Source organism: Paenibacillus sp. LjRoot56, from assembly GCF_964253335.1.
In the GTDB taxonomy this organism is placed as follows: Bacteria; Bacillota; Bacilli; order Paenibacillales; family NBRC-103111; genus Paenibacillus_E; species Paenibacillus_E allorhizoplanae.
Map to the genome: position 1 here is coordinate 1,227,268 of NZ_CAXURV020000002.1, position 26,242 is coordinate 1,253,509.

At 46.4% G+C, this 26,242-nt stretch carries 30 protein-coding genes and 1 pseudogene; 27 read left to right on the forward strand and 4 right to left on the reverse strand.

Annotated features, from left to right (window positions below; genetic code table 11):
* Window positions 1-3: 3 nt before the first annotated feature.
* From recG to ACSQ8O_RS17970, 11 genes are all read left to right on the forward strand, one after another.
* Window positions 4-2,049, forward strand: a complete 2,046-nt coding sequence (recG, locus tag ACSQ8O_RS17920; RefSeq protein ID WP_436242750.1) for an ATP-dependent DNA helicase RecG — start codon at window positions 4-6, stop codon at window positions 2,047-2,049.
* 94 nt (window positions 2,050-2,143) lie between these two features.
* Entirely contained in the window at window positions 2,144-2,410 is a 267-nt protein-coding gene (locus tag ACSQ8O_RS17925) for a DUF1294 domain-containing protein (RefSeq protein ID WP_236287748.1), read from the forward strand.
* A gap of 557 nt (window positions 2,411-2,967) precedes the next feature.
* Window positions 2,968-3,255, forward strand: a complete 288-nt coding sequence (locus tag ACSQ8O_RS17930; protein WP_171635563.1) for a stage VI sporulation protein F — start codon at window positions 2,968-2,970, stop codon at window positions 3,253-3,255.
* A gap of 437 nt (window positions 3,256-3,692) precedes the next feature.
* Window positions 3,693-4,064 (forward strand): hypothetical protein, encoded by a 372-nt coding sequence (locus ACSQ8O_RS17935; RefSeq protein ID WP_063795520.1) that lies wholly within the window; start codon window positions 3,693-3,695, stop codon window positions 4,062-4,064.
* The gene (locus tag ACSQ8O_RS17940) at window positions 4,061-5,338 is read left to right on the forward strand and encodes a DNA polymerase IV (protein ID WP_436242751.1); all 1,278 of its coding nucleotides are present in this window, start codon (window positions 4,061-4,063) and stop codon (window positions 5,336-5,338) included. Before ACSQ8O_RS17935 ends, ACSQ8O_RS17940 begins: the two co-directional genes overlap by 4 nt.
* Entirely contained in the window at window positions 5,335-5,859 is a 525-nt protein-coding gene (locus tag ACSQ8O_RS17945) for a hypothetical protein (protein ID WP_216626293.1), read from the forward strand. Before ACSQ8O_RS17940 ends, ACSQ8O_RS17945 begins: the two co-directional genes overlap by 4 nt.
* Before the next feature lie 147 nt (window positions 5,860-6,006).
* Window positions 6,007-6,687 (forward strand): SOS response-associated peptidase, encoded by a 681-nt coding sequence (locus tag ACSQ8O_RS17950; protein WP_436242752.1) that lies wholly within the window; start codon window positions 6,007-6,009, stop codon window positions 6,685-6,687.
* Window positions 6,688-6,725: 38 nt separating this feature from the next.
* Window positions 6,726-7,889: a metallophosphoesterase gene (locus tag ACSQ8O_RS17955; RefSeq protein WP_436242753.1), complete on the forward strand. Its 1,164-nt coding sequence runs from the start codon at window positions 6,726-6,728 to the stop codon at window positions 7,887-7,889.
* A 5-nt stretch (window positions 7,890-7,894) separates the two neighbouring features.
* A complete protein-coding gene (locus ACSQ8O_RS17960) occupies window positions 7,895-8,437 on the forward strand; it encodes a hypothetical protein (protein WP_436242754.1) in 543 nt (180 codons plus the stop codon).
* Window positions 8,438-8,476: 39 nt separating this feature from the next.
* On the forward strand, window positions 8,477-9,457 hold the full coding sequence (locus tag ACSQ8O_RS17965) for a CobW family GTP-binding protein (protein ID WP_436242755.1): 981 nt from the start codon (window positions 8,477-8,479) through the stop codon (window positions 9,455-9,457).
* A 129-nt stretch (window positions 9,458-9,586) separates the two neighbouring features.
* Entirely contained in the window at window positions 9,587-10,045 is a 459-nt protein-coding gene (locus tag ACSQ8O_RS17970) for a Fur family transcriptional regulator (protein ID WP_056612313.1), read from the forward strand.
* Between the two features lie 109 nt (window positions 10,046-10,154).
* Here the strand turns inward: ACSQ8O_RS17970 and ACSQ8O_RS17975 are convergent, their stop codons facing one another.
* Both ACSQ8O_RS17975 and ACSQ8O_RS17980 read right to left on the reverse strand, forming a co-directional pair.
* The gene (locus ACSQ8O_RS17975; RefSeq protein ID WP_436242756.1) at window positions 10,155-11,222 is read right to left on the reverse strand and encodes a polysaccharide deacetylase family protein; all 1,068 of its coding nucleotides are present in this window, start codon (window positions 11,220-11,222) and stop codon (window positions 10,155-10,157) included.
* Window positions 11,223-11,342: 120 nt separating this feature from the next.
* Entirely contained in the window at window positions 11,343-11,840 is a 498-nt protein-coding gene (locus ACSQ8O_RS17980) for an N-acetyltransferase family protein (protein ID WP_436242757.1), read from the reverse strand.
* Between the two features lie 144 nt (window positions 11,841-11,984).
* Here ACSQ8O_RS17980 and ACSQ8O_RS17985 point away from each other — a divergent pair, with 144 nt between their 5' ends.
* Complete coding sequence (locus ACSQ8O_RS17985) at window positions 11,985-12,269, forward strand: hypothetical protein (RefSeq protein WP_056624777.1); 285 nt, start codon at window positions 11,985-11,987, stop codon at window positions 12,267-12,269.
* Between the two features lie 82 nt (window positions 12,270-12,351).
* Here ACSQ8O_RS17985 and ACSQ8O_RS17990 read toward each other — a convergent pair whose 3' ends face one another.
* Window positions 12,352-12,522 (reverse strand): hypothetical protein, encoded by a 171-nt coding sequence (locus ACSQ8O_RS17990; protein WP_436242758.1) that lies wholly within the window; start codon window positions 12,520-12,522, stop codon window positions 12,352-12,354.
* Window positions 12,523-12,691: 169 nt separating this feature from the next.
* On the opposite strand from ACSQ8O_RS17990, the gene ACSQ8O_RS17995 reads away from it, so the two are divergent.
* From ACSQ8O_RS17995 to coaD, 7 genes and pseudogenes are all read left to right on the forward strand, one after another.
* A complete protein-coding gene (locus ACSQ8O_RS17995) occupies window positions 12,692-13,441 on the forward strand; it encodes a hypothetical protein (protein ID WP_436242759.1) in 750 nt (249 codons plus the stop codon).
* Between the two features lie 18 nt (window positions 13,442-13,459).
* Window positions 13,460-14,776 (forward strand): copper amine oxidase N-terminal domain-containing protein, encoded by a 1,317-nt coding sequence (locus ACSQ8O_RS18000; RefSeq protein WP_436242760.1) that lies wholly within the window; start codon window positions 13,460-13,462, stop codon window positions 14,774-14,776.
* A 148-nt stretch (window positions 14,777-14,924) separates the two neighbouring features.
* Window positions 14,925-15,350: a hypothetical protein gene (locus tag ACSQ8O_RS18005; protein ID WP_436242761.1), complete on the forward strand. Its 426-nt coding sequence runs from the start codon at window positions 14,925-14,927 to the stop codon at window positions 15,348-15,350.
* Between the two features lie 148 nt (window positions 15,351-15,498).
* Entirely contained in the window at window positions 15,499-15,888 is a 390-nt protein-coding gene (locus tag ACSQ8O_RS18010; protein ID WP_436242762.1) for a hypothetical protein, read from the forward strand.
* A gap of 247 nt (window positions 15,889-16,135) precedes the next feature.
* Window positions 16,136-16,327: a hypothetical protein gene (locus tag ACSQ8O_RS18015; RefSeq protein WP_436242763.1), complete on the forward strand. Its 192-nt coding sequence runs from the start codon at window positions 16,136-16,138 to the stop codon at window positions 16,325-16,327.
* A gap of 976 nt (window positions 16,328-17,303) precedes the next feature.
* Window positions 17,304-17,885 (forward strand): annotated as a pseudogene (gene rsmD / locus ACSQ8O_RS18020) (16S rRNA (guanine(966)-N(2))-methyltransferase RsmD); the annotation flags it as partial.
* 5 nt (window positions 17,886-17,890) lie between these two features.
* Window positions 17,891-18,403, forward strand: a complete 513-nt coding sequence (gene coaD / locus ACSQ8O_RS18025; protein ID WP_414813329.1) for a pantetheine-phosphate adenylyltransferase — start codon at window positions 17,891-17,893, stop codon at window positions 18,401-18,403.
* Window positions 18,404-18,439: 36 nt separating this feature from the next.
* Here the strand turns inward: coaD and ACSQ8O_RS18030 are convergent, their stop codons facing one another.
* On the reverse strand, window positions 18,440-19,711 hold the full coding sequence (locus tag ACSQ8O_RS18030; protein WP_436242764.1) for a nucleoside recognition domain-containing protein: 1,272 nt from the start codon (window positions 19,709-19,711) through the stop codon (window positions 18,440-18,442).
* A 122-nt stretch (window positions 19,712-19,833) separates the two neighbouring features.
* Here ACSQ8O_RS18030 and ACSQ8O_RS18035 point away from each other — a divergent pair, with 122 nt between their 5' ends.
* The 8 genes from ACSQ8O_RS18035 (at window position 19,834) to fabG (ending at window position 26,215) form a co-directional block, all read left to right on the forward strand.
* Window positions 19,834-20,955, forward strand: a complete 1,122-nt coding sequence (locus ACSQ8O_RS18035) for a SepM family pheromone-processing serine protease (RefSeq protein ID WP_436242765.1) — start codon at window positions 19,834-19,836, stop codon at window positions 20,953-20,955.
* Window positions 20,956-21,042: 87 nt separating this feature from the next.
* Window positions 21,043-21,552 carry a YceD family protein gene (locus tag ACSQ8O_RS18040; RefSeq protein ID WP_236287073.1) on the forward strand — a complete coding sequence of 170 codons (510 nt, stop codon included), beginning with the start codon at window positions 21,043-21,045 and terminating at the stop codon, window positions 21,550-21,552.
* 37 nt (window positions 21,553-21,589) lie between these two features.
* On the forward strand, window positions 21,590-21,763 hold the full coding sequence (gene rpmF / locus ACSQ8O_RS18045) for a 50S ribosomal protein L32 (RefSeq protein ID WP_056624823.1): 174 nt from the start codon (window positions 21,590-21,592) through the stop codon (window positions 21,761-21,763).
* A gap of 118 nt (window positions 21,764-21,881) precedes the next feature.
* Window positions 21,882-22,496, forward strand: coding sequence for a transcription factor FapR (fapR, locus tag ACSQ8O_RS18050; protein WP_164483581.1), 615 nt, complete (start codon window positions 21,882-21,884; stop codon window positions 22,494-22,496).
* Window positions 22,480-23,484: a phosphate acyltransferase PlsX gene (plsX, locus tag ACSQ8O_RS18055; protein WP_436242766.1), complete on the forward strand. Its 1,005-nt coding sequence runs from the start codon at window positions 22,480-22,482 to the stop codon at window positions 23,482-23,484. Before fapR ends, plsX begins: the two co-directional genes overlap by 17 nt.
* The gene (locus tag ACSQ8O_RS18060; protein WP_276574840.1) at window positions 23,481-24,467 is read left to right on the forward strand and encodes a beta-ketoacyl-ACP synthase III; all 987 of its coding nucleotides are present in this window, start codon (window positions 23,481-23,483) and stop codon (window positions 24,465-24,467) included. The genes plsX and ACSQ8O_RS18060 overlap by 4 nt, the downstream gene beginning before the upstream one ends.
* Window positions 24,468-24,537: 70 nt before the next feature.
* Window positions 24,538-25,488 (forward strand): ACP S-malonyltransferase, encoded by a 951-nt coding sequence (gene fabD / locus ACSQ8O_RS18065; protein ID WP_436242767.1) that lies wholly within the window; start codon window positions 24,538-24,540, stop codon window positions 25,486-25,488.
* Window positions 25,475-26,215, forward strand: a complete 741-nt coding sequence (gene fabG, locus ACSQ8O_RS18070; protein WP_436242768.1) for a 3-oxoacyl-[acyl-carrier-protein] reductase — start codon at window positions 25,475-25,477, stop codon at window positions 26,213-26,215. The genes fabD and fabG overlap by 14 nt, the downstream gene beginning before the upstream one ends.
* Window positions 26,216-26,242: the final 27 nt, after the last annotated feature.

The window sequence follows — 26,242 nt, forward strand, 5'->3', positions numbered from 1 at the left end:
GAGATGGATTTAAATCAAGTTGAAGTACGTGAAGTCCATGGAGTTGGCGCTCAAAAAGCACTTGAGCTAAACGCCATGGGCGTTTTTACAGTTATGGATTTACTCGAATATGTGCCATTTCGTTACGAGGATTACACAGTTCGCGATTTAGCTAGTGTTAAGGATGGCGATCGTGTCACTGTGAAAGGCTATATCATCGGCGAGCCGGTCCTGCAGCGCTACAGCGGCAAATCTCGCCTATCCTGCAAGGTGATGGTCGATGATTTCTTGCTGACGGCGGTGTGGTTTAACCGCCATTTTCTGAAGGATCGCTTGCGGCCGCAACAGGAGATACTCCTGACTGGCAAGTGGGACGCCAAACGGCGGCAAATGAGTGTGTCCGATTCGGAGTTCCCCGGACAAGGGGATTCGAATAGCGGCACGATCCAGCCGGTGTATTCGGTTGCGGGCTCGATTACGCAGAAATGGATGCGTAAAGTGATTGGGCAGGCGCTGACGCAGTACAGCGCTTTGATCAGTGAAGTGCTGCCGGCGGTCATTACCGGCAGGTATGGGTTTATGCCGCGCAGCAAGGCGCTGGCTGTCATCCACACGCCGAGCGGCGTGGAGGAGGGCAAGCAGGCGCGCAGGCGCATGGTGTATGAGGAGCTGTTCCTCTTCCAGCTCAAGCTCCAGGCTTACCGGGCCGTGACGCGCAGCCGCACGGATGGGTTGAAGCAGCAGGTCGATCTGCCTGCTGTACGCGCCTTCGTGCGCGCGCTCCCCTTCCAGCTGACGGAGTCGCAGAAGAAGGTCGTTGGTGAGCTCCTGCACGACATGCAGGAGCCCTACGCGATGAACCGACTGCTGCAGGGCGATGTCGGTGCGGGGAAGACGATCGTCGCGGCTATCGGGCTGTACGCGACGGTGAAGGCCGGCTACCAAGGCGCGTTGATGGTGCCGACGGAGATTCTCGCTGAGCAGCATAATCGCTCGCTCAGCACGTTGTTCGAGCCTTATGGGCTGCAGGTCGCTTTGCTGACCGGAAGCTCAACAGACCGCCAGCGACGGGATCTGCTGGCCTCTTTACAGATGGGCTTGATCCATGTGTTGGTCGGGACGCATGCGCTGATTCAAGAGGATGTGTATTTCCGCCAGCTAGGTCTAGTTGTGACGGACGAGCAGCATCGCTTTGGGGTGAACCAGCGCAGCATCCTGCGGCGCAAAGGGATGAATCCAGACGTGTTGACGATGACGGCGACGCCGATCCCGCGCACGCTCGCCATTACGGCGTTCGGAGACATGGACGTCTCAACGCTGCGCGAGCTGCCGAAGGGACGTAAGCCGATCAAGACGTACGCGGTTCAGCATGCGATGCTGGAGCGTGTGCTCGGCTTTATTCAGCGAGAGGTGGCCGCAGGCCGGCAAGCTTATGTGATTTGTCCGCTCATCGAGGAGTCGGACAAGCTGGACGTGCAGAATGCAATCGACGTCCATATTCAGTTGCAGCAGCATTTTCCGCAGATGCGGATCGGCTTGCTGCATGGGCGTATGAGCGCGCAGGAGAAGGAAGCGATCATGCGCGCCTTTAAGGAAGGTAACGTGGAGGCGCTCGTGTCGACCACGGTGATCGAGGTAGGCGTGGACGTGCCGAACGCCACGCTCATGGTGATCTACGACGCTGACCGCTTCGGGCTGTCGCAGCTGCACCAGCTGCGCGGCCGGGTCGGGCGGGGCGAGCACCAGTCTTTCTGTGTGCTCATCGCCGACCCGAAGACGGAGGTCGGCAAGGAGCGCATGAAGGCGATGACGGAGACTACCGACGGCTTCGAGATTGCCCGGCGCGATCTCGAGCTGCGCGGGCCGGGGGATTTCTTCGGCACGAAGCAGAGCGGGCTGCCGGAGTTCCGCATCGCCGATATGATGGCGGATTTCGAAATCATGGAGCAGGCGCGAGATGATGCAGCCGAGTTGGTCGGCGACTCGTCCTTCTGGACGGGGGCTTCGTTCATGCCGCTGAGGGCGTATTTGGAGCGGGCTCATATTTTTGACAGCGAAGTGCTAGATTAGTAGATTATGGACTGCGACACAAGTTGACCCCTAGCGAGTTCCCTTTTAAGATAGGAGTAGTTGCACTATTTTAGGGGAATGAAGGTGTACAGCCGTGACTTATTTTCTTATTTATTTATTATTGATGAATATCATTACGTTTATTGAGATGGGACATGACAAAGGACAAGCCAAAAAAGGCGGACGCCGTGTACCGGAAAAACGCCTGTTCCTACTCGCTGCTCTCGGCGGTGGGATAGGCGGTTGGCTCGGCATGCGCATGTGGCGTCACAAAACGAAGCATACTTCGTTTGTTGTGGGCTTTCCGCTGCTCATTGCGTTAAATTGCATTTGCGTTATTTTCATCGCCATGTATATGTAAGTGAAGGGGACAGCTGCCGGGAACGGTGGCTGTTTTTTTTGATGTTTGGTGGGAGAGTTAACCCAGAACCGAGAGCCCAGATCCGCTAATCCCCGAACCTCCGGGAGTCTCAAGCCCCGCCTGGCCTGCCGTGCACCTCCACCTGAACAATTTAACGGGAAAAACTCCAGCTATTTTCTCGAGAATCTTTCATAATTGAAGATTAGATGGATATTATGTAGGTAAAATCAATGATTTTAGAAGTTCTTCGTATATTTGAGCAGAATACATGTATGAAATCCAGTTAATTGTTATTTTTTGATAAATAGCTCGAAATTAACTGTACCTTTTCCATTTTATATGACCACCGCCACCATGTTTAGGTGCCTCACCGCGGCCCCGGATTCGCGCGCTGCGTGTACAGCAGGAAAAGCACCCGAGTAGCGATCATTTTGCTGTAAATATCTTGTACCGTTTAAAACTAACCTCATAGGTTTTTCTTATATGCATCCGCCTCAGTCAAGTTTGCCTACATTCACTCATAAGATAGGAGCATGACGGGTATCGGAGGTGCGGGTATGAGTTATCAGCAATATGGCATCGATCCTGCGCTCGTGGAGCGTGTAAAGTTCAAGATGAAAAACCCTGAGGTAAAGGAACGCATCAAAATGCTCCTGCAAGGCGTCACGAAGGCAGATTTACAAAACACGGCGAAGGTTACGCGCCTAATCGGTCTCGCTGCGGGCATTTTTGGAGAGAAGCTAAGTGGGAACCAAACGCATCAGATTTTAACGTTTATCCTCGCGCAAAAGATTGATCCGAACAACACGTTTCACTTGATTCGATTATGGTCTATATTTCGATAGCTGGATGATGAAAACGCCACATATGGAGCGTGAGATGCTCTGTTTGTGGCGTTTTTCCTATGCTGATGTGGGCGTAGCGGGGAGTGGCATAAAGCTGTGATATTTGGTGTAATGGCTACGCTCACCACAATCTAACCGAATAGCTGCGAAAGGGCTTTTGGGTAAACTCCGTAAGGTCCTTTTTCATATGGGTACATTTTATCCAGGGGGGAGACACGAGTACAAGCATATTAAGCTGAAATTCATTTACACTGAACGCTTGGACATCTGCCTGAAGATTTCAATAAATAGGTAAAAATTAGGTAGAGTAATTGAAATTAACTGTAGTTCATCCTTTTATTGGTGAAAAAATATCCAAAAAACCACTTGCATAACGAATACGTGTTCGGTATATAATATGGAAAAACGAATATATGTTCGCATATGGTGGTGAGAACATGAGTGGTTCATCAAGAGTAGAGACAGAAGAGGATGTTCAAATGATTAAGGAATACACACTGTTGCCGATTTTGCTTGATATGCTAGCAAGAGATATGGAGGAGCTTAAGGTTTATAAAGATAAAATTGTTTATAATCATATTCTTTTCTATCTCAGAGAGGTTGAGATGGGGATTTATCCAGAATTACAGCAGTTGAAAAGTAAGATGAAGCAGCGAGAGATTAAGGTGATTCACACGGAAATGAATGCTTTAGGGATTCAAGTCGAATACAAAGTTCGTGGTTACATTCATCATTTCACGATGCTGCGTAGTTTGGTCAAGGCTGAGCTTATGACTATGCTGATGAATATGCGGGGGGAATTGCGATGAGTAAGGGGAACAAGGGTGGGGAACGAACGATCTTCCTGGCTGATTGTCAGAGCTTCTACGCAAGTGTAGAGAAGGCCGATCATCCAGGTCTAGATAATAAGCCGGTTGCCGTAGCAGGAGACCCTGCGTTAAGATCAGGTATTATTTTAGCTGCCTGCCCTGTTGCCAAAGGATATGGTGTATCGACGGCGGAACGGTTGGGTGAAGCGCTCAAGAAGTGCCCTGAGTTAATTGTTATGCGGCCGAGGATGCAGCATTACATTGATGTATCGCTGATGATTACGAGCATTTATCAGGAATTTACGGATCTCGTTGAAATTTTCAGCATCGATGAGCAGTTCTTAGATGTCACAGGGAGCCTGCCGCTCTTTGGAGACGCGGAGAAGGTTGCGATGAGTCTGCAGTATAAGGTGCTCAAACAAACGGGGGTTAAGCTCCGTGTGGGAATTAGCTCGAATAAAATCCTAGCGAAAATCGCGACAGATATTTGGGCCAAAAAGAATGCAACCGGCATTTTCACACTGCTGCCATCCGCTATCGAGGAGCACTTGTGGAAGGAACCTGTCAGTAAAATGTTCGGTGTGGGTTCGCGGATGACGGCCCATTTTGCCAAGTTGGGCATGTATACGATCGGCGACGTGGCACGAACGCCACTGCCGCAGCTGAAGCAGAAGTTTCGCGCGCGTTTCGGCAAGCAGTCCGACATTCACGCCGAGGTGATGTGGCGAACGGCAAACGGACTGGATGACAGTCCAGTCACGCCGGGCACGTTCGATACGCCTCCGAAGTCGATCGGTCATATGATGACGCTGCCGAGGGACTATGCAGAATCGTCAGAGGTGAATACGATACTCATGGAGCTGACGGAGGAGGTGTGCCGGGATTGCCGGCGCAAAGGCTATATGGCCTCTATCGTGACGGTCAGCTGTATGTGCAGTCCCTTTGATGCGCCGACAGGTTTCTCGCGCCAGATGAAGATGCCAGACCCGACGAATCATACTGGCACTGTTTTCCAAGCTGTGAAGCAGCTTTTCTATAAATTCTGGGACACGATGCCAGTTCGTCGTGCAGGTGTTATGTTAAGCCAGTTTGTGGACGATAAAACGTATCAGCTCACCCTTTTTGAAGATCAGGTGAAGGCACGTGAATTGGAGAAGGTAACGGATAGCATTAAGGATCGGTTCGGCAATGCGGCGATTGTTCGCGCGTCCTCCTTGACGACAGCTGGCCAAGCGAAGGTTCGCTCGCTCAAAATCGGAGGTCATTATAAATGAGCAAAAAATTGCAGAATAACGGTTTATGGGAGTCAAGCCGCATGATGCTGCCCCAGCACCGGGAAGCAGCTCAAAGCCAGCGTCATGACAAACCGGTTCCTACGAAGCGCCCGACAGCGGATGACATTAATATTATACGAGAATCTGTGCTTCTGCCGCTCATGCATACGATTATTGTACGAAGGGCGCGTGAAGTGGAGCGTTCCTCCGAGATGCTAAGGACACTCTATTCAAAGGTAGCCCAGGTGCTGGCCAAGAATATGCACGCCGATTTAGCCAAAGTGAAGCGTCATATGCTCGAGAATGACATGCATGTCGCGGAAGAGGAGAAAGACGATCAGATGATCCGTTACCGGTATCGGTGCCGTGAGCATGAAGATCGATTTACGATGACGAGGGACTATATGCGTGCGGAAATTGGTGCGCGAATCGGTCGATATGCCGACAGTCTGGTTACAACCATTTATGGAACGGATCCGCGTGTGAGTGTGTTAGAGAAGGAAACGAAGAAGAAATCGTGAATCTGCCTGAATATATCGCTAGCGCCCCTTCGTACAGCATGAAGAAGAACAGTTCTTCGGGCTGTACGAATTGACGTAAGCCTATCTTTTTTCCATAATGGAGAAAGGGGAATGGGATAACGGTGTGAAGGAGAAGGATGTTAACCTATGTGCGGACGCTACACGATCACTGTAACGTTAGAGGAATTGATGCTGCGTTACGATATGTACGATACTTTTATGCCGAGATATAGCCCTAAATATAATGTTGCGCCCGGACAGCAGGTGATGGCGATCGTCCATGACGGGCAGCGAAATAAGCTAGGTGAACTGCGCTGGGGGCTGATTCCAGAATGGGCCAAAGATGAGAAAATTGGCTATCAGATGCTTAATGCGCGCTCCGAAACCTTGGCGGACAAGCCTGCCTTCCGCAAGCCATTTGAACGTAAACGCTGCCTGATCCCAGCAGATTCTTTCTATGACTGGAAAGGAAGCGGCAAGCATAAGCAGCCCATGCGCATCATGTTGCGCAGCAAGGAACTGTTCAGTATGGCAGGGCTTTACGATACATGGACATCGCCCGAAGGTGTGCGTATCTCAACTTGTACGGTCATTACAACGGAATCGAACGAGATGATGAAGGATATTCATGAGCGTATGCCAGTCATTTTGCCCCGGGAGAAGGAAGCTGTTTGGTTAGATCGCAGTAGGAAGAATGTGGATCAACTTCGTCCACTTCTGCAGCCATATCCTTCGGAGCTTATGATGGCGTACCCGGTGTCTAGCCGCGTGGGGAATGTGCGGAATGATGATGAGCTATGTATAGAGCCGATCAGTCTTTTGCTTTAAACGGTAGAGGGTAGTAGAGAATAGGAGCGTCAAGAAACATGAGAAATGGTATGTTGCTTAGGGTCACGATTATACTTGCTATTGTAGCGGCGATCAACGGCTATATAGGCTGGCACTTGAAGGTTTTTTTATCGTATCTATTAGGTGCTTCATTTCATCCCTGGTTGTATTGGCCTGTGTTTTGGATCGTTGCGTTCTCCTATGTCATCGGACGGTTTGGAACGAAGGTGCTGCCTCCAACGTTAACACGACTGCTTAACATCATGGGTTCCTACTGGTTGGCTCTCATCCAATTCGGTGTTCTTATTTTGCCGGTCACGGATGTGGCGATTGGTGTGCTTAATGGTGCGTCTGTTTCGTCAGCTAGTTATGTGCCTATCCTGGGGTGGATCGTTATAGCCATTGTACTTATTCTCCTCCTAGCAGGCTCTTATCTGGCGCGAACACCGGTTATCCGCAAATATGAGATTACGATTCCTAAGCAAGCGGGGGACTGGAAACAGCTTCGGATCGCAGTCGCTTCAGATATTCATTTAGGTGCCGTCGTCGGCAACCGCCATTTGCGCAAGCTTGTCAAGCATGTGAATGGGATGAAACCTGATCTGATTCTGCTGCCGGGTGATGTCATTGATGATGATATTAAACCTTTTATTCGTTATCAAATGGGGCAGACCATGCGAGAGTTGCAGGCACCGTTAGGCGTGTATGCTGTGCTTGGCAACCATGAATACTATGGCGGACATATTCCAGCCTTCGTGGAACAAATGGAACAAATCGGCATTCGTGTGCTGATGGATGAAGTCATCCATGTCCAAGAACGCTTATTTATAGTGGGGCGTAAAGATAAATCAGCGGAACATGCCGCTGGGGGACGTAAATCGTTAGTCTCCTTGATGGAGGGACTAGACCTTACGCAGCCGATTATCGTTATGGACCATCAACCGTACCAGTTAGATGTAGCGGCCGCCGCGGGCGTTGATGTGAATTTGTCAGGTCATACACACCGTGGTCAAATAGCGCCGAACCATTTGTTCACTAGACGGATCTTTGAACTAGATTGGGGCTATTTACGCAAAGGGAATTTACATGCGCTGGTGTCCTCGGGCTTCGGTACATGGGGACCGCCGATACGATTGGGCAGCCAAGCGGAAATTATTGAGCTGACGCTCCAGTTTACAAGTAATGATAGAGAAGAGGGGTAACACCTATGCAAGAGTTAGAGAAGAAACAAATTACACCTGTGGAGCTGGCGGCAGCGATGATGCAGTTTACGATGAAAAGTATAGAAAATAGCTGGGACACGTTGAAGCCTGCTATCATTGCCTATCTACCACAACCTGTCTTAACGATGGCCAAAGAAGATGAACTGTTAAGAGACATTTACATAGCGGCTTTGGCGCTGGAGATTTACTGTATCCCGCACGCTTTTGAGGAAGAAACAGCACGCCTAGTCAGCTTGGGTATGGGCGAAGTGATGGCTTCAGACAACTTAGCGGAGCATCGACTATCGGAAGCGATTGTAGAGCATTATCTCCCTAGATTAGAGGCAATAGCCAGGGCGGCTCCAGCAGATTTGGCGCTTGAGCTTGTCCAAGAAGCAGCGAAAATCCTGTACGAACGCATAGAGCTTCCGTTGAAACCAGCAGATCCAAGTACAAGTTTATTGTGGGCGAAATTATTTCCTTTTTTAGCTGGTATCGTTGGGAAATGGCCTATCTTGGCTACGAAATTTGAAGTGAAGACAGAGTAGTGGGCGTATAAGCCTCACGACAAAGGGGGAGCAGTACGAATGGTCAGCAAACGTGTTCATGTCTATGTGTTATCTGGATTTCTGGGGAGCGGTAAAACGACTTTACTTACCAAAGCTATCGATTATTTCACCGAAGCGGGCCGAAAGCCGGCTGTGATCATGAATGAAATAGGCGAAGTGAATTTGGATGGACAGTTAATCGCCAATGAAGTCCCCATGTCGGAACTGCTTGGCGGATGCATTTGCTGTTCGAGTCGCGGTGATCTTGCCACAGCATTGAACGAATTAGTGACAGGGGAGCAGCCAGATATAATTTTCGTTGAATCGACGGGGATTGCGAACCCTATGGAAATTATTGATGAGATAACGGACGCTTCGCTCATACTTCCAATAGAGCTTTCAGCCATTATCACGGTTGTGGATGCCCCACAGCTGCTTGAATTAAATCGAACAAGTCGCGGCAAAACCTACCGGCTTATGCGGGATCAAATTCGTTGTGCGAACTTGCTCCTGCTTAATAAGACGGACTTGCTGCAGGAGTCGGCGCTTCAAGAAGTGCATGATCTCGTACGGGAATGGAATCCTTATGCGGATTTGCATTATACTGTGTTCAGTCAGATCGATATTAAGCTAATTGAAGACATGCATACAGAGGGTTCTGACGGGTCGTCTATGCCGGTAGAATCGAACGAAGAGGCAGCTCCGCATAGCCACGAGCATCATCATTCGCATAACCATGTAATGGCATATACCCATTTTTTTGAACGGGCCGTGGATAGTAACGCATTTGAACAATTCGTGAGCCAACTTCCTCAGGAAGTGTATCGTGCCAAAGGAATTCTTAGCTTCTCGGATACATCGAGTCGGTTCTTATTCCAATACGCCTATAGAGAAATGGATTTTGTGAAAATAACGCCAAAAGGCGATGTGCCTGACGTAGCAGTCTTCATTGGGGAGAACTTTGCCAAGGATGTCATTCGCACAGAATTGCTGAAATTAGAAGCGATGTCGGATGCATAGAAGATAAACAGCTTAATGGCAAGTTCTTGGCTAAATCCAGTGCATACAATTTCCGTCATCGTTCTACACTTGACGCAAGTGGCCTATTTGCTGCACTATAATAGGAGAACATTTCAACACAGAGGGGTAATGCAAGTGAGTACGCATACGGATACGATCGATGAGATGCTAAGAGCGATGTCGCAGAAGGGCTGGCGTATTACAGAACAACGCAGAAGCTTAGCGACCTTATTCGCAGAATCGGGCAGTTACTTATCGCCGAAGGATGTTTATGAGCATATGAAAATGAAATATCCAGGCGTAAGCTTCGATACGGTGTATCGTAATCTCCGATTGTTGAGCGAGATGGGTGTTCTGGAGCAATTTCATTTGGCGGATGGCTTGAAGTTCAAAGCGAGCTGTTTGTCCCATCATCATCATCACATGATTTGTGTCAGTTGTGAGAAGACTGTGACGTTTGAGTTCTGTCCGATGAAGCTTGTAAAGGATTTGCCGGAGAGCTTTGAGATTCAAAGCCATCGGTTTGAAATATTTGGCTATTGTGCCGATTGTAAATCAGCTATGCCTACCGCTCAGGTGGGCGAGTAATTGACGTTATATGCGCATAAGAAAAAAGCAGTCTGCTGTGAACTGCACCTCCAATTGTTAGATGGTGTCTAACAATTGGGGTGCAGTTCAGGTAAGGCTGCTTTTTGCATTATTTGCTTTTGGTTACGTGCAGCAGCTCAGGAACTGTGACGAACGTGTAGCCGGCTGCTTTAAGCTTAGCAATTAACGGTCCAATTGCTTGCACAGTGCCTGACAGGTCTTGGCTGTCCGCGCCTCCAGAATGTTGAAGAATAATGGACCCCGGCTTCGTTTGCTGCATGATATTGTGAAGGACTTGATCGGAATTCAGTGATTTCCAGTCGAGGGAATCGACATTCCAGTTCACAATTAAATAGTGATGATTCGCAATCCATTTGACCTGTTCTTCATTAATTGCGCCATAAGGAGGACGGATTAACCTAGGGGCGTAGCCAATGAGGTTCTGCAAAATAGTTTCTGTACTCTCAATCTGGTTTTGAAATTTATCCACAGAGAGCTTCGGTAGATTCTCATGGCTGTATGAGTGGTTGCCGATGACATGCCCTTCATTCGCGATTCGCTTGATGACGTCGGGATGTGTGTTAGCCATAGCACCAAGTACGAAAAATGTTGCTTTCACTTGATTTGCTTTTAAGGCATCAAGGACTTTTGGCGTAAACCGTGTATCGGGTCCATCATCAAAGGTTAAGGCCACTTTCTTCTCCTGGCTGGAGCCGCGGAGCTTGAACGTGTCGGGGTATTTAACAACGAGCTGTGAGAGTGTAAGTTTTTTCTGAGAAATTCTTACTTGGCCTTGATTTTTTTGAACGGGCAAAGAAGGTCGCTTAGAGGCCTCAGATTGTGATACTGACCTTTTCGGGCTGATCTTAGGCTTCAAGCTGGGCGTCGACGTAGGACTTGGCGCAAATGTAGGGCTTGGAGCTCGTGTAGGTGCTGTTGGCCAAGCAGAAGCAGAGGGCGTGCTCGCGGGTGGCAACATGCTCAATCGCTTGGAATCAGAAGCGTCTGTAACGAACGGGGACTCCGCGAAGTCCCTACTAGCCTCCAGGGATGTCTGAGTAACATGTGGAGTGGAATGTTGGGTTGAGCTCTGATCTTGAAAAGGCTTCGTTAAAGGCGCACCGCAGCTAGTTACAAGCAGACAAACGATGCTTAAGGACCAAAGCCGTTTGGTCATGGCAATCCCCTCCGAGCAATATGACTATGCTCTAGGTTTTGTAAGGGGATGCGAAATTATCCCGTGCAAATAACGGAAATAGATTGTTCTAGAGATAAGTCGTATAACAGGTGGGGCGGACTAAGAAATAATTTTTTGAAACGTAACAATATCTAAAAATTGACCCCATTTGAAGCCAACCTCACGGTAGTGTGCGCATTGTTTGTAGCCATTTCGGGTGAACATATGGATGCTAGCTGAATTATCTGCACAAACAGTTGCAATTAAGGAATGAAAGCCGCGCTCCTTCGCGATCTCTTCTACATATTGAATAGAGGCAGATCCGATCCCTTTGCCGACGCATGTTGGATGAAGATAGATGGTCACTTCGCCAGTTGTATCATAGGCTTGTTTTTTCTTATGGGGCATAACTTGAACATAACCTTGCAGCTTCTCATTTTGCAGAATGACATACGTTTGATAACGGGGATTAGTGTGAACGACACTTTCTGTGAACTCGGGTAATGCAACAGGCTCTGTATGGAAAGAATAAGTAGAATGAATAACAAAATGATTGTAAATATCCATCAGAAAAGGAATGTCGGACGTCTCTAATGGCTTGAATGTTAAAGTAGACATGAAATGGGCACCTCGCTGAGTTTAGTAGACGGTTGTTCAACTGGAGAAGCTAATCTCGTTCTTTGAAATGACATTTTCAAATAGACATTCCGTCCTAATCCATGTATCTTAGATATAATATCTACTAGAATTAGGGGGAGTCACATGTCAGGCAATTCAAGTTATATTCTCGTGATCGTTATTGGTGTTATCGTACTCGCTGGCCTGACTTACATGAATCTTCGCAAAATAAGCAAATCCACAGCCGATTTGACACAACTTAAGAAAAGAACACTTCTCTGGAGCGAAATCTCCCTTGCGTTGTTCGTTGTGCAATTGTTTTTCCGTGATCGTAACGGCGGTTTCTTATTGTTCTTCGGTATACTCACCTTGTTCACAGGGGCTCATTACTTAGGAGTCTTATATTATTCACGCAAAAGAAACCGATAAAAGTGAAGAGGCTCTCCACGTAGCTAGCTACGGAGGAGAGTCTCTATTTTATTGTCCCAATCTATACGCTGGCAGGGGCGTTCTAGTTGTTCCAATTCGTTGGCTTCGTCTTTGTCGGCGTTTTCCATTTCTGATACCATTTCTTCTTCTGCTTCTGTCCCATTAATGTTCGTAACTGCAACATCACAAGCTTGGCGCGGTCTTCATCGGCATACTTGTCACGTAGATTCTCAAATACAGGTTGATCTTTCATGGCTGCCCTTCTTTTCTGACTGTAGGATGAATGTGAAATATAGAGAATGTATGTTCTTGTTTTTGATTATAGCATAAAATGGAAGGGAGAATCAATCCTAGCAGAAGGAGAGCATGTTGTAAATGTGGAATGTAAGTAGCAGTCAAACAAATTCCTAACGAGGTGCACAATGAAAAGGTTTATACTATCTTTACTAGTACTATCTCTCCCAGTTGGCGTAGCGGGAGCTGCCACTTTAAATGGAGATTTCGAAGGAAATCCTATCGTACAAGTAACATCCGCTGGACAAAGTTTAAAAGTCGATGAACTACCCGCAATGATATATAAAGATCACACCGTTATACCCTTGTCCATGTTACGACAACTTGGGGTTCTCGTGACGTGGAATCCTACTACGTACAGTGTGAACGTGACAATGCCTCAATTAGCCTCAGCCAACCCAATAAATCCTGCCAAACAAGAGTTAGAAAACTTGATAAATGTCTATCAATGGCTAAAGGATACGGATACCGCCTTACTAACTTTCTCACAACAACTTCAGCAGTATGCCAATTTAACGAATAGTAATGAATTTGTGAATCAATTAAATATGGATTTTGAAGAATTAATGAAACAATATAATGAATCCATCCAAATGGCACTAAAGCTTTTAGAAACAGTGAGTCATTCAGATGATCTTAAATCCATCATTAAGAGTGAGAGCGATGCATATAACAATGTTCAACAAACGAAGAGTTTGCTCGTGTTTAAACTTACTGGAAACAGCGTGCCCGAATTTGAGAAACAATTTGGGATTAGCCTGCTAAACGCTACGCGTTCGGCACAAAAAAACTTGAACAACACGAATGCCATCATCCATGAACTGCAACGTAAGAATAACGAACTCTTACAAGTTAAATCTTCTAATACAAGTACCTAGACTATAGGGGGAAGAAATGTGTTGTATCGGGTCTGTGTGATATTCGTGTTATTTGCGGCTATACTGCTTAATAGTTATACCCTAACGAGTTATGCCAATGATGGGAAAAGCTCGGTCGGAGTAAAGATTCAATTGACCATAAACGATGTTACGGCTGCAGTAAATGGGCAGAAAACGACTCTTTCAACACCGCCTGTGTTGTTAAATAATACGACAATGGTTCCTCTTCGTTTTATTGCAGATGCCTTGAAAGCAGATTTGACATGGAATACGGAAGACCTGTCAATCACTCTCAAGTATGCGGGTCATTCGATAAAACTGTCCATTGATAACAGAATTGTTCGTATAGATAATCAAAGTAAGACGTTGGAGCAGCCAGCAGTCATAATGAATAATACGACGCTAGTGCCATTGCGTTTTATTGCAGAAAACTTGAATCAGACAGTTGCTTTCAACGATTCAACGAAATCCATTATGATTACAACGCCTCATCCGAGCGCGGCGGAGATTCGTATCGACAACTTACTTACGGCTTCGAGTATGGGTTTTACGAATAATTTTTTTGTCGAACGGCCTAATGTGAATGTGATCAGTATGGCTTCCGATCATCACGATCTGATCTACATTTTAGAGCGAAATGCAGCTTCGGAGATGAGTTTTATCCTTCGTGTTTATAATGAAGTAACAGGTGAAATGAAAGTGATGTACAGCGGTTTCGATCAGAGCTTTAATTTTGACTATATGGATCCGAAGTTTGGAGAGCAGCATATTAACGCCAGTATTCTCTCGCCGCGCAAACTTGTATATGATTCTAAATTGGAAAAGCTTTATTTAATGGCTACCAGTAGTTTTGCTTCTGATACCAGTGTATCTACCGTCATATATGAGATTGCACCCAATGTTCGAATGATGACATATACAATCGGGAAAACGACTTATCATCCAGGTAACTTTATTGTGACTCCCGATGGTCAGCATTTTTACTTCAGCGATATTCTTCATGCTCACATATATGCAGGCGAATCGGGTCAGCAAGCAAACGTATTCATGTCTTTTACTCCTGATAAGGACAATGTGAAACTGGCAGCCGTTGAGAATGATGGCAAAATGTATGTTCTAGATGCAACTAAACAATCGATTTTTGAACTGCAAGAATCCGGAAATCTGAGGTTCGTAGCTCCCATAGACATAAAGGAAGAGATACTGAGGGTATACGAGGATAACGGAACTTTCTATATCGAAGGGCAACGACAGATTTGGGAAGTAAAGACAACTGGTGAAACCCAGCCTTATGTTGGTTTGAAAGATATTGCTGCGTATAACACCGGTCTCTAACTCCCCAAAACAAATACGTACGACGCCAGTGCTTTTGCCAATATGGGGTTTTCGTTTGGAGGGATGCTATCATTTAACGTTTTTGCAGTTAATCAACACGGGAATGTAGTGATGTATGACGGGTCATACCACCTGCTGAGAAGGATTAATGTTTATAGGCAATAGGGTGAATGGTGTGGGTATGGGGATTGAAGAAATCATTCAACAGGAGATTAGTGATTGGAAGAGAGAGCCGCTCAGGAATCTGATGCTAATTGGAGAGCAGTACTATGGATTAGACCATGATGTCTTAAAACATAAGCGCATGACGATTGGAGAAGGCGGCATCCCAATTGAAGCGATTCATTTGGACGGAAGTGTCTTCTTAGTTTCCGAAGCACAGGCTGGGCTAAATTGCGCGCTGTTTCATGCTAGAAGTCGCACAGTCGATATCCCGCACTTTGAGGACAACGTAAAAGAGAGGGCAGCCCGCAATTCTCAAGGAAAGACATATGATCTCCCTGGTGACATGACTTATAAAGACTGGGAGAGCAAGCATGTTGAGCCTACGGTAAGTCTGCCGAAAATGCCGTAGGTAGGAGAGGTGGAGGAATCTCCTGGGACTCCTAATCGCCGATTTAACCCAAATGCGAGCTTTCAAATTGATCTTAAGAAGGTTCCGGAGGATACGTTGGAAAGTTAGGTCGCGCAACAGGGACAATCAAGCTAAATTCAGTCGGGAAATGGATCTTGTGCTGCGTGAAGCGCCAGCTGACTCCATTATTTTGACCCACAACCATCCTCAGGGGACGAGAATCAATATTAAGGATGCGCGCAACCTAGCACTTTACTCATCCCTGTCCCATACTGTTGCTGTAGGACACGATGGTGGTATTAGTAGTATTTCTACGTTGGGTAAAACGGTTGATAGACTCGTATTTAATGAAGTCATGGCAACAATGGCAGTAAAGATAAACGGACAGTTAAAATCTTCATCTAAGTATGCTACAATGTCGATATCAGAGCAAAAGGCTTACTTTTCGCATGCCGTTATTTTGGCCGTTATTGAGGAATTGGGGTGGTTATATGGCGAAGACTTCGAAACATCAAGAGCAAGAGATTGGGGGATTTGACGAGACCTATATGGATAACCTCAACCCCGAAGATCCGGACTTTGCTGAAAAGTTCATTGAATCTGTAAAACGGCCGATTGAGATTGTAAAAGACGAGAAATAGAGTCACTCACATTGAAGAGCTTATTTATTTGTCGCTCTTTAATCCAATGTAACCCAAACATATTTGAAATATTTATTAATGAGGTTCAGATATAAAAGTTTGAAAAAATTTTTGTTAACGTTGAGGGGTTAATTGGTGATATGAGTGGCGGATAAAGTTCTATTAAAAGAAGCTTGGACAAAACAACCATTCGGAATTATTGGCTATGAAATATTGAATGAAGATCAGATGTTTGTTAAATATGCTAATAAGTATGGATTCAGGGTGGCAGTTCGTGATTTAAAGATTGATCGGTCGGAATGGGATAGATTAATCAAGCTTATGAGAAGTAAATGAAGCAAATGAGCAAAAGTGTCGGTTCAATCTTTGATGAGATTGACTGGGATTCCGTAAGTTTCTCATAAGATCCAAATTTGAATTTTATGTTTGAATCCTCAAGCGGGTGGGTTCATAATCGCTTTATCATGAGTCAGTTTTTCTTTTGGGTGAAATCAACATTATTGACTATCAGAACCATTTTTTAGGATTCCTGAATTTTCGGGAGTCCTTTTTTGTTGACCTACCAAAAGGCCTTAAACTGGGTATTTCATTCACTAAAATAAAACCAGAGAAAAGTGAGGGTGAGATAAGTGGATTGATTGAAAGAGTTATTGAAAGCTTAAGGGCTTCAAGAAGAGTTAGAAGAGAATAATCATCGAATGATGATGTTGAAGAATTAGCTGATATATATTGAAGAAATTTATGCGATCGGAGAAATCAAAGGGATGAACTTAGAGGATTTTGAACAGATTCGATTAAAGAAATTTGTTGAAGAGGCGGATTTAAGGAGATGTATTTTCTCATCCATACTAACTGAACAAAGAGGTCCTGTTTATTTGTAGGATCTTTTTAGTACAGTTTAATAACCGATTATAGTAGGCAATGTTAGGAATACATTTGTTGCATTATTTTATACTTTGAAAATTTTCGTCCCCAAAGCGTCCCCAAGATAAAATTGTACCACTGTACTATATGTAATTTCGCTACTGTTATAGTCGAAGAAACCCTTATAAAATAAGGGTTTCTGAAAACTGTCCTATAAAATAATAACGACGGCCTTTTTCAAGGCCGTCTCATGGGAGAGGAGAAACCGGATGAAGAGCTTATGGGGAAACGTAAGCCTTCTCCGCGGTTGTCTACGACATTCTCTGATGTCGATAGTTCAAGGATGACCGCTTTACGGTAAATTTATACATCGCAAGGATAAATTTTTTGTGTCAGATTAGTGCTTGTGGTACGATAGCAAAAGAATGAACCAGCATGGAAGGGAAACGCACAGATGAGAGTGATTTCAGGCACGGCCAAAGGCAGGTCGTTAAAGGCTGTACCAGGTACTAGTACACGACCAACAACTGATAAAGTGAAAGAAGCGATTTTCAGTATGATCGGACCTTATTTCGATGGAGGGCAGGTGCTCGATCTGTTCGCCGGCACGGGCGGGCTAGGGATTGAGGCACTGAGCCGTGGGATGGATAAGGCGGTTTTTATTGATATCGAGAAGAAAAGCATCGACACCATTGGGCACAATGTTGAAGTCGCCAAAGTGAAGGATCAGGTGGAGATTTACCGTACGGATGCGGTGAGAGCGTTGAAGGTGCTGGCGAAGCGGGCGGAGAAGTTCCAACTTGTATTTCTCGATCCACCTTACCGGATGAAAGGGATCGCCGAGCTGATGACGACGATGGAGGAACAAGCCATTGTGGAATCGGACGCCACGATCGTAGTCGAGCACGATGCTAAGGATGTACTGCTAGAGACGATAGGTGGCTTCAAGCAGCTACGTAGAGCAGACTATGGAGATACGGCGGTTACCATATTTAAACGCGACAACGCGTCCATAGGACTCAGTAATTGAAGGAGATGAACAGCATGATGAGGCAAGAACACGGCATTACAGTAGCGGTATATCCAGGTAGCTTTGACCCAGTTACCTACGGTCATCTTGATATCATACATAGAGCAGCAAAAGTATTTGATAAACTAATTGTGGCGGTGCTGAACAATACATCCAAAAATGCGTTATTCACGCTGGAAGAGCGCATGGAACTGCTTCGCAAAGTAACCGCGGATCTTCCCAATGTGGAGATCGATGGTTTTCGGGATTTGATGGTTAATTATATGAAAGCTCGTAATGTCAGACTTATCGTTCGTGGACTCCGGGCCGTATCTGATTTTGAATATGAATTGCAAATGGCATCGACCAATCACAAGCTGAACCCAGATGTGGAAACGTTCTTTATGACGTCAAAACCACAGTTTTCGTACTTGAGTTCAAGCATCGTGAAAGAGATCGCCAAATTCCATGGACCTGTCGAGGATTTGGTACCAGCAGAAGTGGAAGAGGAACTACGCAAAAAATTCCCTCAGACCTAGAAGTTAGATCAAAAGGAATTTTAAGTTGCGATTTGGTTAATTCACCACTTTCCGCTGGAACAAGCGTAGACCAATCGAAAAGAGCAGCATAAGGGTGAAAATGAAAAGGAATTGCATCAGCATTGGTCCCCATAGGCCCCATGCCGTTTCGCCGTTCAAGGGGAACGCTACCGCGGCGTCTGAATTGCTCGCTAAGTCTAATCGAAGAAAGCTGGGCTCTGAGTCTAAGAAGAGCAATTGCAATGGTTTCCAGAGCAGGATTGTAGTGAATAGGGCGAGTACAGCATGCAACGCACGGGACTGTAAGAAAAACGCATATCTAGCGTCAGTTTTCTGATGGAAGCCAGCAACCTGTGCGTGGGCGGACAAACCTCCCCAACCGAGGAATGCACTGAGCAGCGCCATTTGCGGCAGAAGTGAGAGTTCCTTTGATTGGCTAAAAGCATAGGCACCAAGATGAATCTCCATTAATCCTTTGATCCATTGCGGTGTTGTGTCCGTGAAAATACCCATGAAGCTAAGAAGGAATTGCGTGATGGGGCGAAGAGCATCGGCAAAATGAGTGATAGAGATGACGTTGATGAGCACGGAAAATATCATCATGTATCCACCAATCAACATTAGCGTTTGTACAGCGGAGGTTACTGCATCTCCGAGAAGCTTACCGAAAGTACGCCCATCTTCCCAATAAGCTTGACGCATGGCTATAAGGGCAGATCTCCCGATAGAAATTGTTTCTTTCGGTTTCGTTACTAATGTTTTGGCTTCAAGTGGGGCGATGGCTTGCTTGCTATGCCGCATCAAGAATCCGGTTGCAAAAGCAGAAATATAATGAATAATGGCAAGTAGGATCCCTAGCTTGGCGTTATGAAGGAATCCAATCCCGATAACCATGATTAGGAATAATGGACTGCACAAATGCGAGAGGGCCGTTAACCGCTCTGTTTCCGTACGTGTGAGAAGTTTTTTTTCGCGCAGCGATGCAGTAATTCTAGCTCCCGCAGGAAATCCTACAACAAAGCCTGATGCCAAAGCCCAGCCACTAACGCCGGGAAGGCGGAAAAAGACGCGCATTAGCGGTTCTAGGAGCACGCCTGTACCTTGAATGACACCGAAACCAATCAACAGCTCGGTCATAATAAGGAAAGGCATCAAGGCGGGAAAGACGAGCTTCCACCAAATAGTCAGTCCTTCGAGAGAAGACTGAAAAGCTTTGTCGGGAAATAGAATGACAGATATAACGACCAGTCCAGCCAGGGCTCCCAACACCAAAGTGGTGATTTTGGCATGGAATCTTACATTAGGCATAGCATCACCTCGTCCATCGAACATGCTTCATTGTACGCAAGTAGATAGGCGATTAGACCAAGCTTTCATCGAGAATAGGTAGGCCAAACAACAAGTGAAAGCAACAGGAAAGGGGAACCTGTATGGATAAGGAAGAAGAAAGCACGATTCGTACGTGGTCGAATGATTCATATCGATATCCGAGAAGCTCGGCGACGAGACGTTACCTAGTTTCTGCGCTCGTAGGGATTATCATTGTATATTTGTTATTTTTTGTGCGGTTGCCTTTTTTTGTTTTTATGCCGGGAACTGCAGAAGACATTAAGCCGATGGTGTCGATATCCAAGAGCACTGGTCCAGAAAAAGGGAAGCTCATGCTAACGACCGTGCGCGTAGCTGATGCTAATGTAGTGAACTATTTGGTAGGACTCGTTCATCCGTATGAAGAAATCCAGCCCAAAACGGCTGTACTCAAGCAAGGAGAGTCCGAGCAAGAGTATTCACAGCGTCAGGAATACGTCATGTTAACCTCACAAGCCAGTGCGATTCAAGCAGCATATACGGAGGCTAAGATCCCTTTTCATATTGAACATGAGGGTGTTATGGTTCTTCAAACAGTCCCAGGTTTATCGGGTGAGAAGGTACTGAAACCAGGTGATGTGCTTTTGAAGGCTGGGGACAAAGAGGTGAAAGTAGCGCAGGATCTACTAGACTCTCTCGCAGGCAAAAAAGCAGGCGACACCATCTCCATTACGTATGCTAGGAAGAAAACAGAAATGCAGACGACGCTGACATTGGGGGCGCTGCCGCTTCAAGAGGGAGAAACGGCACAGCGGGCAGGGATTGGTGTCGTTCCAGCGGGGATGCAATCGGTAAAAGCCGATCTGGAAGATCAGCAGGTGACGATTAAGGCAGGTGATATTGGAGGACCGTCAGCCGGCCTTATGTTTTCATTAGAGATATTCAATCAGCTTGTACCTGAAGATATTACGAAGGGGTATCGTATTGCAGGAACGGGAACAATTGAAGCAGATGGCACCGTAGGACCGATTGGTGGAATTCAACATAAAATTATTGCTGCGGATCGGGAAAAGGCGGAAATTTTCTTTGCACCCAAAAATATGACCTATAAAGACGGGACCAAGATCGAGAATTATGCCGATGCGGTCAAAAGAGCAAAGCAAATCAATACGAAGATGAAAATCGTCGAGATTGGCACGATGGAAGATGCCTTGAAATATCTAGCAGCTTTGCCTCCAAAATAAGTCATAACTAGCTTAAATAATATTATTTAAATTGACAAAAGGTATGCATAATGGATATAATAATCTTTGTTTGTTTGGGGTGATATCATGCAAATTCGTTTTAGAGAGCTATCTCTGCAAGGGCAATCGGTACCTATGAGCGAAGTTATGAATTTGACGGAGCCTTTCGAAGGTCGTCAAGACATACTTAACCATGGACCTGTTCATGCGAATCTTCATGCAAAGTATGAAGATGGAGTAGTTAAAGTTAACGGTTCGTTAACGCTAGACTTGGAGTTAAGCTGTTCTCGATGCTTAACGCACACTAACCAAACTATTAAGCTTCCATTCAAGGAAGTTTTCATGCAAAAGCCGGAAGAAGAAGATCCAGAGCTAGACGAGGATATTCATCTGGTGGTTGGGGATAAAGTAGATTTGGAGCCTTACGTTGTAGAGAATGTAGTGGTCGGTTTACCGTACATACCACTTTGTGACGAAGCGTGCAAAGGTCTGTGTCCCGTGTGCGGAGAAAATCGCAATGAACGTGATTGCGGCTGTAAGCAGGACAAGATTGATCCTAGACTTGCAGGTCTCGCGGACTTTTTTAACAAAGAATAAGGCAACGCCGAAATTCGTAGAAGGAGGTGTTTTGAAGATGGCAGTACCTCAAAGAAGAACGTCCAAAACTCGTCGCGACAAGCGCCGTACTCACTTTAAATTGGAAGTTCCAGGCATGGTGAAATGTGAACAATGTGCAGAACTGAAGCTAGCACACCACGTGTGTAAGTCTTGCGGAACGTACAAAAGCAGAGAGATCGTAAAAGCATAAGATTGGACATAGTACTTCATCCTAGGTGAGGTGCTATTTTTTTTGCTTTCTTTTTGGTTGTAAATTTAATATACTACAGTTTAGTATCTGGTAATAAGATGAGATCTCACGAGATAAGGTGGTGCTTACCATCGAACGCCTTCCTAAACGACAAAGGCAGCAGCAACTGTTGCAGGCCATTGAAGCGAACCCATTTATGACGGATGAGGAATTGATGCGAACGTTTGGGGTTAGTATCCAAACTGTCCGCTTGGATCGATTAGAGCTCGGTATTCCTGAATTACGGGAACGTATGAAACATATGGCAGTCAAGACGTATGATCCTGTACGTTCACTTCCAATTGATGAAGTTATTGGAGAAGTCATTGACTTACAGTTGGATCAGAGCGGTATTTCGATTTTTGAAATTAAAGAAGACCATATTTTTTCCAGAACCAAAATTGCCAGAGGACATCACATTTTCTCACAAGCCAACTCATTGGCTGTTGCTGTCATCGACGATCCGATCGCATTAACAGCTTCGGCTGATATTCGATTTGTTCGGTCAGTAAAGCTGGGAGAGAAGTGTGTCGCCAAAGCCTATGTGCGATCTGTTTCCAAAGGGAAAGCACGTGTGGAGGTGTTCACTTATGTGGGCGAAGAAACGGTGTTTCGAGGCAACTTTGTCATCTTTCATTCGAAGAAAGAGCAACATCTAGATAGGGAGGACAAGCTCCATGCGGATCGCGATTGATGCAATGGGCGGAGATCATGCGCCTAAGATCGTAGTTGAGGGTGCTCTCGCAGCGGCGAAAGAGTGGAAGGACGTACATATCATTCTAGTCGGTAACAGCGCAGCGATAGAAGCTCACCTCACAGAGAGGCCGGATAACCTAACGATTCGTCACGCGGAAGAAGTTATTGAAGCCGAAGATGAGCCGGTTAAAGCGGTTCGTCGGAAGAAAGACGCTTCCATGGTTGTGGCAGGAAGACTAGTTCGAGAGAAAGAAGCAGAAGCTATGATTTCTGCAGGCAATACTGGCGCATTAATGACAACTGGATTGCTTGTTGTCGGAAGAATTCCTGGTATTGAACGACCAGCATTAGCACCAATGATCCCGACGATGGACGGTCATGGCGTGCTTGCCTTGGATTTAGGAGCGAATATGGATGCAACCCCAGAACAATTGATCCAATATGCGATTATGGGCAGCATTTATCGTTCCAAAGTACATGGAGTTGACAAACCACGTGTAGGATTGTTGAATGTAGGGACGGAATCGACCAAAGGGAATGAATTAACCAAAGCAGCATATCCTTTATTGGAACAAGCTCCGATTTATTTTGTAGGTAATGTCGAGTCTTCGCAGGTACTGCGCGCGCAATGTGACGTCATTGTTTGCGATGGATTTGCTGGAAATATTATGTTGAAAACATTGGAGGGCGCTGCGTCCACCATTTTCTCAGCTTTAAAGCAGGAATTTACGAAATCCATATTCACCAAGCTTGCAGCAGCCGTGCTAAAGCCAGGGTTGTCGCAATTCCGTAAGAAGCTGGATTATAATGAGCATGGAGCTGCACCTTTTCTAGGTATTGATGGACTAGTCCTCAAAAGTCATGGTTCATCCGATGCAAATGCCATTAAGAATGCCGTACGTCAAGCAAGAATCGCATTACAAAATGATTTGGTTGGCACCATATCTGCCGAAATTAGCCGCGGGAAGCGAGATATAACAACATGAACTTAATACCAGTTGGGGTACTCGGAACGGGTAAATATGTACCAGAACGCATTTTAACAAATCAAGAGCTAGAGACCATGGTGGAAACGAATGATGAGTGGATCGTATCCCGGACAGGCATCCGTGAAAGAAGAATCGCAGCAGAAGGACAAGCTACGTCTGATCTCTGCTTTGAAGCTTCCCAAGTAGCGCTGTCTAATGCAGGAATAACTGCAGATCAACTCGATTTGATCATTGTAGCAACGATTACACCAGATATGTCTTTCCCATCAACAGCATGTATTCTTCAAGAGAAACTGGGAGCGAAGAAAGCAGCGGCGTTCGACTTATCGGCAGCTTGTTCAGGTTTCGTCTATGGACTAGCGAATGCTGCTAATTTCATCGCTACAGGTACATATAAATACGCGCTTGTTATTGGCGCAGATTGTTTGTCCAAAATTACCGATTACACGGACCGCAATACTTGTATTTTATTTGGAGATGGAGCGGGCGCAGTTGTCATAGGCGAAGTGCCGGAAGAAAGAGGCTTCAAATCCTTCGAATTAGGCGCTGACGGTACCGGAGGTCCTCTTCTGAAAATTGAGGGCGGCGGTTCCCGGAATCCGGCTTCACAGAACTCTCTTGACCAACGTTTGCATTACATCTACATGGCGGGCGCTGAGGTATTCAAGTTTGCTGTTCGCATTATGGGGAATGCTGCGGATGAAGCTCTTCGCAAAGCGGGTTGGGAGAAAACCGATATTGATCTGCTTGTACCTCACCAAGCTAATATGAGAATTATTCAATCCTCACTGAATCGCTTGGAATTGTCCGAAGACAAATGTATGATTAACTTGGACAAGTACGGTAATATGTCAGCTGCTTCCATTCCAGTTGCATTGGCAGAAGCTTCCGAACAAGGCAGATTAAACGAAGGTGATCGACTTATCTTAGTTGGATTTGGCGGCGGACTTACTTGGGGTGCGACAGCTTTAGTATGGTAAGTAGCTAGATGAACTTATTTTAATGTGAAAAAATGACTGAATATATCGTGGAAGGGGATCCTTTTCTCGTATGGGTAAAATAGCATTTGTATTTCCTGGCCAAGGCTCACAATCCGTTGGTATGGGAGCTGACCTATATGGCGCGTTGCCAGCAGCCAAGGACTATTTCGACCGCGCGAATGAAGCGCTAGGTTTTTCTTTGTCTGATCTGATCTTCCAAGGTCCAGAGGACCAGCTGAAGATCACGTACCACACGCAGCCCGCGCTGCTCACGACAAGCATCGCTTGTCTGGAAGCGTTCAAGGCTGCTGGCATCACCCCGGACTATGTCGCAGGACATAGTCTGGGTGAGTACAGCGCGCTCGTCGCAGCCGGCGTGCTCGCGTTCGAAGACGCGGTCCGCACCGTGCGGGCCCGCGGCGAGTTCATGGAGCAGGCCGTCCCTGGCGGCCTGGGTGCCATGGCAGCCGTGCTGGGAGCCGAGCGCGGAGCGCTGTCGGAGCTTTGCACGGCAATTACAAGCGGCGGCTCCGTCGTGGAGCTCGCCAATGTGAACTGCCCGGGACAGATTGTCGTCTCGGGCAGTAAGGAAGGCGTTGCAGCGGTTGTTGAGCGCTGCAAGGAAGCTGGCGCGAAGCGTGCCATCCCGCTTGAAGTGAGCGGGCCGTTTCACTCATCCCTCATGAAGCCAGCCTCAGAGCGCCTCGCAGAGGTGCTCGCGTCCATCGAGATGAAGGATGCAGCCGTGCCCGTTGTGGCCAACGTAACGGCTCGTCCTGTGACCCAGCCGAGCGATATTCGCGGCTTGCTGGTGGAGCAGGTGTATTCCCCTGTACTTTGGGAAGACACGATCACGTACTTGATTAGCCAAGGTGTAGATACGTTCATCGAGCTAGGCTCGGGAACAGTGCTTGCCGGCTTAATCAAGAAAGTCGACAAAACGGTGAAAACCGTGTCAATCGGCAGCCTGGAAGCGCTGGACAAGTACAAGCAGGAGGTGCTCAATCATGTTAACGGGTAAAGTGGCGCTAGTCACAGGAGCTTCACGTGGCATTGGGCGGGCAATAGCTTTGCATTTGGCCGAGCATGGGGCTGATGTCGTGGTCAACTACGCAGGTAGTGAAGCCGCTGCTGGTGAGGTTGTAGCTGCGATTGAAGCGATGGGTCGCAAAGCAATTAAATTGCGCGCAGACGTGAGCAGCTATCAAGAATCTGACGATCTTGTGAAGCAAACGTTAGAAGTTTTTGGTAAAATTGATATTCTCGTGAATAATGCGGGTATAACAAGAGACAATTTAATCATGCGAATGAAAGAAGAAGAATTCGATCAAGTGATCGCTACTAATCTCAAAGGCGTGTTCAACTGTGTCAAAGCTGTTACACGTCCGATGATGAAGCAGCGTTTCGGTCGAATTATCAATATATCTTCTGTAGTTGGTGTGCTCGGTAACCCCGGTCAAGCCAACTATGTAGCAGCAAAAGCAGGTGTAATCGGACTCACGAAAGCTACAGCGAGAGAGCTATCCTCGCGTGGCATTACCGTGAACGCCGTTGCGCCAGGCTTTATTGAAACCGATATGACAGACAAATTGTCTACTGAGATGCGTGAACACATGCTGAAGCAAATTCCGTTGGAACGCCTAGGGCAGCCTGAGGAAATTGCGAAGGTAGTTCGCTTCTTAGCTTCTGACGATGCCTCTTACATGACAGGGCAAACGCTCCATGTAGATGGCGGAATGTACATGTAAGTTTCTGTAAAATGAGAATCTCAAAAT

Coding starts and splice junctions, on each gene's coding strand:
- recG (WP_436242750.1), top strand. CDS start 4: ATGGATTTAAATCAAGTTGAAGTACGTGAAGTCCATGGAGTTGGCGCT.
- ACSQ8O_RS17930 (WP_171635563.1), top strand. CDS start 2,968: ATGAGTTATCAGCAATATGGCATCGATCCTGCGCTCGTGGAGCGTGTA.
- ACSQ8O_RS17935 (WP_063795520.1), top strand. CDS start 3,693: ATGAGTGGTTCATCAAGAGTAGAGACAGAAGAGGATGTTCAAATGATT.
- ACSQ8O_RS17940 (WP_436242751.1), top strand. CDS start 4,061: ATGAGTAAGGGGAACAAGGGTGGGGAACGAACGATCTTCCTGGCTGAT.
- ACSQ8O_RS17945 (WP_216626293.1), top strand. CDS start 5,335: ATGAGCAAAAAATTGCAGAATAACGGTTTATGGGAGTCAAGCCGCATG.
- ACSQ8O_RS17950 (WP_436242752.1), top strand. CDS start 6,007: ATGTGCGGACGCTACACGATCACTGTAACGTTAGAGGAATTGATGCTG.
- ACSQ8O_RS17955 (WP_436242753.1), top strand. CDS start 6,726: ATGAGAAATGGTATGTTGCTTAGGGTCACGATTATACTTGCTATTGTA.
- ACSQ8O_RS17960 (WP_436242754.1), top strand. CDS start 7,895: ATGCAAGAGTTAGAGAAGAAACAAATTACACCTGTGGAGCTGGCGGCA.
- ACSQ8O_RS17965 (WP_436242755.1), top strand. CDS start 8,477: ATGGTCAGCAAACGTGTTCATGTCTATGTGTTATCTGGATTTCTGGGG.
- ACSQ8O_RS17970 (WP_056612313.1), top strand. CDS start 9,587: ATGCAAGTGAGTACGCATACGGATACGATCGATGAGATGCTAAGAGCG.
- ACSQ8O_RS17975 (WP_436242756.1), bottom strand. CDS start 11,222: ATGACCAAACGGCTTTGGTCCTTAAGCATCGTTTGTCTGCTTGTAACT.
- ACSQ8O_RS17980 (WP_436242757.1), bottom strand. CDS start 11,840: ATGTCTACTTTAACATTCAAGCCATTAGAGACGTCCGACATTCCTTTT.
- ACSQ8O_RS17985 (WP_056624777.1), top strand. CDS start 11,985: ATGTCAGGCAATTCAAGTTATATTCTCGTGATCGTTATTGGTGTTATC.
- ACSQ8O_RS17990 (WP_436242758.1), bottom strand. CDS start 12,522: ATGAAAGATCAACCTGTATTTGAGAATCTACGTGACAAGTATGCCGAT.
- ACSQ8O_RS17995 (WP_436242759.1), top strand. CDS start 12,692: ATGAAAAGGTTTATACTATCTTTACTAGTACTATCTCTCCCAGTTGGC.
- ACSQ8O_RS18005 (WP_436242761.1), top strand. CDS start 14,925: ATGTTTATAGGCAATAGGGTGAATGGTGTGGGTATGGGGATTGAAGAA.
- ACSQ8O_RS18010 (WP_436242762.1), top strand. CDS start 15,499: ATGGATCTTGTGCTGCGTGAAGCGCCAGCTGACTCCATTATTTTGACC.
- coaD (WP_414813329.1), top strand. CDS start 17,891: ATGAACAGCATGATGAGGCAAGAACACGGCATTACAGTAGCGGTATAT.
- ACSQ8O_RS18030 (WP_436242764.1), bottom strand. CDS start 19,711: ATGCCTAATGTAAGATTCCATGCCAAAATCACCACTTTGGTGTTGGGA.
- ACSQ8O_RS18035 (WP_436242765.1), top strand. CDS start 19,834: ATGGATAAGGAAGAAGAAAGCACGATTCGTACGTGGTCGAATGATTCA.
- ACSQ8O_RS18040 (WP_236287073.1), top strand. CDS start 21,043: ATGCAAATTCGTTTTAGAGAGCTATCTCTGCAAGGGCAATCGGTACCT.
- rpmF (WP_056624823.1), top strand. CDS start 21,590: ATGGCAGTACCTCAAAGAAGAACGTCCAAAACTCGTCGCGACAAGCGC.
- plsX (WP_436242766.1), top strand. CDS start 22,480: ATGCGGATCGCGATTGATGCAATGGGCGGAGATCATGCGCCTAAGATC.
- ACSQ8O_RS18060 (WP_276574840.1), top strand. CDS start 23,481: ATGAACTTAATACCAGTTGGGGTACTCGGAACGGGTAAATATGTACCA.
- fabD (WP_436242767.1), top strand. CDS start 24,538: ATGGGTAAAATAGCATTTGTATTTCCTGGCCAAGGCTCACAATCCGTT.
- fabG (WP_436242768.1), top strand. CDS start 25,475: ATGTTAACGGGTAAAGTGGCGCTAGTCACAGGAGCTTCACGTGGCATT.